Genomic DNA, 4,520 nt, shown 5'->3' with positions numbered 1-4,520 from the left:
TGCGCAGGTTAGCAACTGCGTTGCCACTCGGCATGTAGCGTACCTCTGGGTCTGCGCCGAGGTTGCCGATCAGGATCACCTTGTTGACGCCACCACCTGCCATCGCTTTCTCTCCGAAGGTTTCAGCCACCGATCGATCAATGGTGCACAAAGCCGCGTTGCGTTGTCCACCTCGGCCGCATGCAGGCCCGGCTGTAGGTCGGGCTGCGGGCTCGGCTGCGAGGTCCGCGCACTGTGCTAGCATCGCGGCTTCACACCGATGATCGCTAACCCTTGGAGCTTGACGTGAAGCAGCGCTTCTTCTTTGGCCTCATCTGCGCGACCCTGCTCCTGCTCGTCGCTGGCTGCGGATCACAGCCCACTCGGGTTAGCCAGGGCGTCGGCCCATCAGGACCTGAGATCCTGCTACCGAATGGCAAGGTACAGGAGGCGCAACTGCTCGCGATGGGAATGGCCCAGAGCAAGGGGTGGACGATCGCTGCCGCAGATGATCAGCGCCTTCTTCTTGAGCGCCAGTTGCCTGAAAACTCGCCTCAGGCGCAACTGCTGAGTCCTGAAGGCATCCTCGCCGCCCCAAAGCTCCAAGTCGAGACCCAACTGCGTGAGCGCGGTAACGATGTCATCGTGAGCCTCAGCTCATCGGTGGTCATCAACCCCGGCACTGAGCAAGAGCACCATGTCGACTATACAAAGGACTACCAAGATCAACTGATGATCTCGCTGAATGCCTTGGCGAGTGCCTGGCTGGAAAACCGCACACGCATCGCCTCCGAGATCCCGCTACCGCCTGATCCAGACGAGGTTGTCATCGCCGAGGCCGACACGTCTAACATCGATGGGCCATCTGGCCCTTCTGAGGGGGTGTGGGCCACCGGCGATCCGGTCGACGACGCGATGAGTTCGCCGCTGGATTCACCGACCGAGCCAAGCGCCGATGTCTCGACGCTGGACGCCTTCGCCGCACCAGCTCCAGCCGAGACCGATCCAGGAGCACCGAGCATGCCTCGCCAAGACGGTGACGGCACAGCGTCCCAGCCTCCCTTCGCTAGTGCAGGCACAACCGCTGGCCAGACTGCCGCCCAAGCTGGCAGCCAGATGGATCGGCCGCCTTTACAGAGCGTACCTGGGACGGCAGATCCGGACGAAAGCAACGATATGTTAGTGCTCGACGGCCAAGCCCGCCGCGGCCTCTGGACCTTTTACGCCGAGGCATCAGCACGCGAGCGAGGCTGTGCCGTTAGCGAGCGCGGCGCGGTCCTGCTGAGCACGACAACAGCGTTTGAGCTCTACGAGGTGCAATGCATCGATAACCCGAATCTCTTGCTGCGATGCCAGGGCGGCGTTTGCCGAGAGATCAACTAGAGATCAACGGGTGGCCCTCAGGCCGGACGCCTGAGCCCAACCGCCTGAGCCCAACCGCCTGAGCCCAACCGCCTGAACTCAACCGCCTGAACTCAACCGCCTGAGCCCAACCGTCTGAGCAAGCCGTTTTTGCCCGGACAACTGAATCCATCGAGTTAGAAGGCCCGCACCCTGCATGCCGCCAATCCTCATTCTGTTGCTTGCCCTCGGGCTCTCGGGGCAAGCGACATGGGTGCAAGCAAGCGCCGAGCCGAGCGTTTTCCTGCCCAATGCAAGCGCTGCCCGTGTGAAGGCTCTCGCATTGGACACAGCACTTCTGCAGGGATGGACACTGCTCGAGAGCCGAAGCCACGCCATCCTGTTTGCAACCACCCTCGATCAACCAGCGAGCGCCGGGCCAGCCGGGACCACACCGCCAAAGACCACTCAACTGCGCATCCATACCCAGCTTGAGCAGACCGAGACCGGTACGCTCGTGTCCGCCCGCGCTGAAGAGCACTGGTGGCCGGGCACCAACCGGGCCTGGTCTGACGACGTAACCGGCCTTTATCGCGATCACCTGCAGCGTGCGCTTCGCTCGCTGCAGCAACGTTGGAAGGAATTTGCCGGCAGCGCGAGTCCGATCATCGCTAGCGGCCCGACGCCACGGCCAACGTCAGAGACAACACCCTTGCCAGCGACCAACCAGAGGCACAAGCCAGCAAGGGAATCAGCGCCAGCTCGCCCAACCGAGACCCAAAATCCGGCCATGCTGTCACCAGACTTCGAGTCCGCGCCGATCGGTCTCTGGGCCTACTATGCCGAGCGCTATGCGCAATCCCAAGGCTGCCAGCTCCATGACCGCGGCGCCGTTCTCGCCCAGGCCCTCCAAGCCGATGAGATCCACCGCGTCTATTGCGTCGATCGAGCCCCGGTCATGGTCCGTTGCAACCAGCTCGACTGTAGCGCAGCGCGCTAAACGATTGCCACTATACGGTCATCTGGCGGGCGTTGAGCGAACATCTGGCGAGCATCGGGTGATCCATGCTCGGCTCAGTAGGCGGATCATCCTTTCCGCATGTTGCAGCAGTCGCTAGGCTTAGGGCCATGCTTGGCCTGATGACTGGCCGCCTGATACACGATCGCAAACAGGTCGAGCAATGAATCTTATTTCCATGATCCTCAAACGATTGCGGCCGAAGCGCGCCCAGAAGCGCGCCCAGGATCCGAGCGAGAAACGACGCTCGGAGCGCGCCACTCATGAGTGCTGGGCCAATGTGCGCTGCGTTGAGACCGAACGGCAAGATATCGCGAGCCGCTACAGCCTCGGTCTATCGCAAGACATCAGTAACGGCGGTGTCCGTGTGCAGTGCTTCCATCAGATACCGCTCAAGGCCGAGGTCTACGTCAACCTGGAATGCCCAAGCGCCGATAAGCCGATCCATGCCAACGGTGCTGTGGTCTGGGCCTCCCCCGCCGAGCATCTGCCGGGTCACTGGGTCCTGGGTATCTCGTTCTCCGATCTTGATGCACCCACGCAGAAGCTCATCAACCAGCTGGTGGATAATGCTCGTCAGCGCCAGCTCGCCGCCCAAAAGCAAGCGAACCAGGCGCAGGCGGCCGAGCCAGAACAGGCCCAGGCACAAGAGATCAAGACAGACGAGCTCACTCAGCCCCCAGAGCCTGAACCAAAATCTGAACCGGAATCTGAGCCAGAGTCTAGGCCGGAGTCTGGGCCAGACTCCGAACCAGCCTCCAGACCAAGGTCCGAAAACGAGCGGTCCGCGCTGAGCTAGTCGCGCAACAGAGACGATCAGACGCAGAGCACAGGCGCGAGCACCGCACAACCAATGATCGACGCCGACAGCTTCGACCGCAGACTCAGTACTTGGGGCGTAGCGACCGCCGGCCAGCCTCTCAGAAGACATCGCGTCCGATGGCCGTGACGCGGTACAACCGAGCGATCTTCGCCGCGCTCCGCGCCAACCTGCTTGGGGCCAGTCTGCTCGCCAATCCAGCAACGGCGACTGAGAACAGCGAAGACCGCATCGCAGCCGCCTGGCTCAACGAGCAAGGCCAGCGTTACGAATACGGCATCGGCGTGACGCAGCAGCTCGACCGAGCCCTCGAGTACTGCTGCCAGGCTGCCGATCTCGGCCATGCGCAGGCGGGTTTCCATCTCGGCTGGCTCTATGACAGCGGCCGTCTTGGCGCCGTCGATGAGGTAATGGCCGCCGCCTGGCTTCAAGCCGCCCAGGCGGCGGGTCATGGCCAGTCCCAATCCCAGCTGCGCCAGCTCGACGCACTTGATCGCATCCTCCCGGAGTCGGCCCGCTGTCTCCTCACCGATGCCTTGGTCGAGCGTCGGCTGCCGCCGCCCTCGAGCTCAACCGCCAATCGCAACCACGACCATGGCAATGGCTCCCCTGCTGCGGCCAGCGCAGAACGCCGCTCGGGGACCGGCACAGCGGCAGCGGGCATTCGGGTCCGCGAGCTCACCCGCGCCGACATCCATAATCCAAGCGTGCCACAGGCCGCACCAGGTGGGTGCGGGTGTGATGGCCGCCGATCCGAGATGTGTGCAAAGAGATGCACTGTACGAAGCCGCGATAACCTTTGGCGAAAGCCAGATAGCTCGGACTATTTCCGCGGCGGCGGATCATCGTCGTTGGCAGAGTGGCTGCTCCGACCGGCTAGGAACAGGCCAGCCACTCCCAGTCCAGCGAACAGCAAGAGCGAGATAGCGATCAAGATACCGACGAGATCCATAGGCGAATGCCTCCTGTGGCCGCTAAACCGTTGTGTCGTTTGCGGGTTGTCATGGGCGGCACGAGCACCCTGGCGAATCATGCCAAGGATTACAACCAAAGCGCCAGAGTCGCGCATCCCACGCTATGAACACGATACCTAGCTCCCCCACAACCGCTGTTGCATGTGCCGCTACCCTCTCTCTCCTCGCCCTCCTCAGCGGCTGCGGCAGCGCTGAGGACCCGCAAGCGCAGGCCCAAGCGCTGCTTGATGTCGCCGAGCAAGGCGATGTCTCCTCCATCGAGCGGCTGCTCGGCGAGCGCGTCGATGCCAACGTGCGCAATAGTTGCCAATGGACGCCGCTGATGATGGCTGCGGTCAACGGCCATACCGATGCAGCCGAACGCTTGCTTGCTGCGCGCGCAGAAGTA

Annotated in this window: 6 protein-coding genes; 4 read left to right on the top strand and 2 right to left on the bottom strand. The window is 62.7% G+C overall.

Annotated features, from left to right (window positions below):
• Window positions 1-103 (bottom strand): single-stranded DNA-binding protein (locus ACY693_RS15560; RefSeq protein ID WP_462322727.1); only part of this gene is annotated, 103 nt, incomplete at its 3' end.
• Between the two features lie 182 nt (window positions 104-285).
• Here ACY693_RS15560 and ACY693_RS15555 point away from each other — a divergent pair.
• From ACY693_RS15555 to ACY693_RS15545, 3 genes are all read left to right on the top strand, one after another.
• Window positions 286-1,362, top strand: a complete 1,077-nt coding sequence (locus tag ACY693_RS15555) for a hypothetical protein (RefSeq protein ID WP_462322726.1) — start codon at window positions 286-288, stop codon at window positions 1,360-1,362.
• Window positions 1,363-1,663: 301 nt separating this feature from the next.
• Window positions 1,664-2,320, top strand: a complete 657-nt coding sequence (locus ACY693_RS15550) for a hypothetical protein (RefSeq protein ID WP_462322725.1) — start codon at window positions 1,664-1,666, stop codon at window positions 2,318-2,320.
• Between the two features lie 181 nt (window positions 2,321-2,501).
• Window positions 2,502-3,137: a PilZ domain-containing protein gene (locus tag ACY693_RS15545; RefSeq protein WP_462322724.1), complete on the top strand. Its 636-nt coding sequence runs from the start codon at window positions 2,502-2,504 to the stop codon at window positions 3,135-3,137.
• Window positions 3,138-3,154: 17 nt separating this feature from the next.
• Here the strand turns inward: ACY693_RS15545 and ACY693_RS15540 are convergent, their stop codons facing one another.
• Window positions 3,155-3,610, bottom strand: a complete 456-nt coding sequence (locus ACY693_RS15540) for a hypothetical protein (protein ID WP_462322723.1) — start codon at window positions 3,608-3,610, stop codon at window positions 3,155-3,157.
• A gap of 625 nt (window positions 3,611-4,235) precedes the next feature.
• Here ACY693_RS15540 and ACY693_RS15535 point away from each other — a divergent pair.
• Window positions 4,236-4,520 (top strand): ankyrin repeat domain-containing protein (locus tag ACY693_RS15535; protein ID WP_462322722.1); only part of this gene is annotated, 285 nt, incomplete at its 3' end.

This window comes from Halochromatium sp. (assembly GCF_054919635.1).
The sequence above is the reverse complement of the archived record's forward strand: the minus strand, read 5'-3'. Positions and strand labels throughout refer to the sequence as shown.

Excerpts from the sequence above, each read along its gene's own strand:
- ACY693_RS15545 (WP_462322724.1), top strand. The coding sequence starts at position 2,502 with ATGAATCTTATTTCCATGATCCTCAAACGATTGCGGCCGAAGCGCGCC.
- ACY693_RS15540 (WP_462322723.1), bottom strand. The coding sequence starts at position 3,610 with ATGACCCGCCGCCTGGGCGGCTTGAAGCCAGGCGGCGGCCATTACCTC.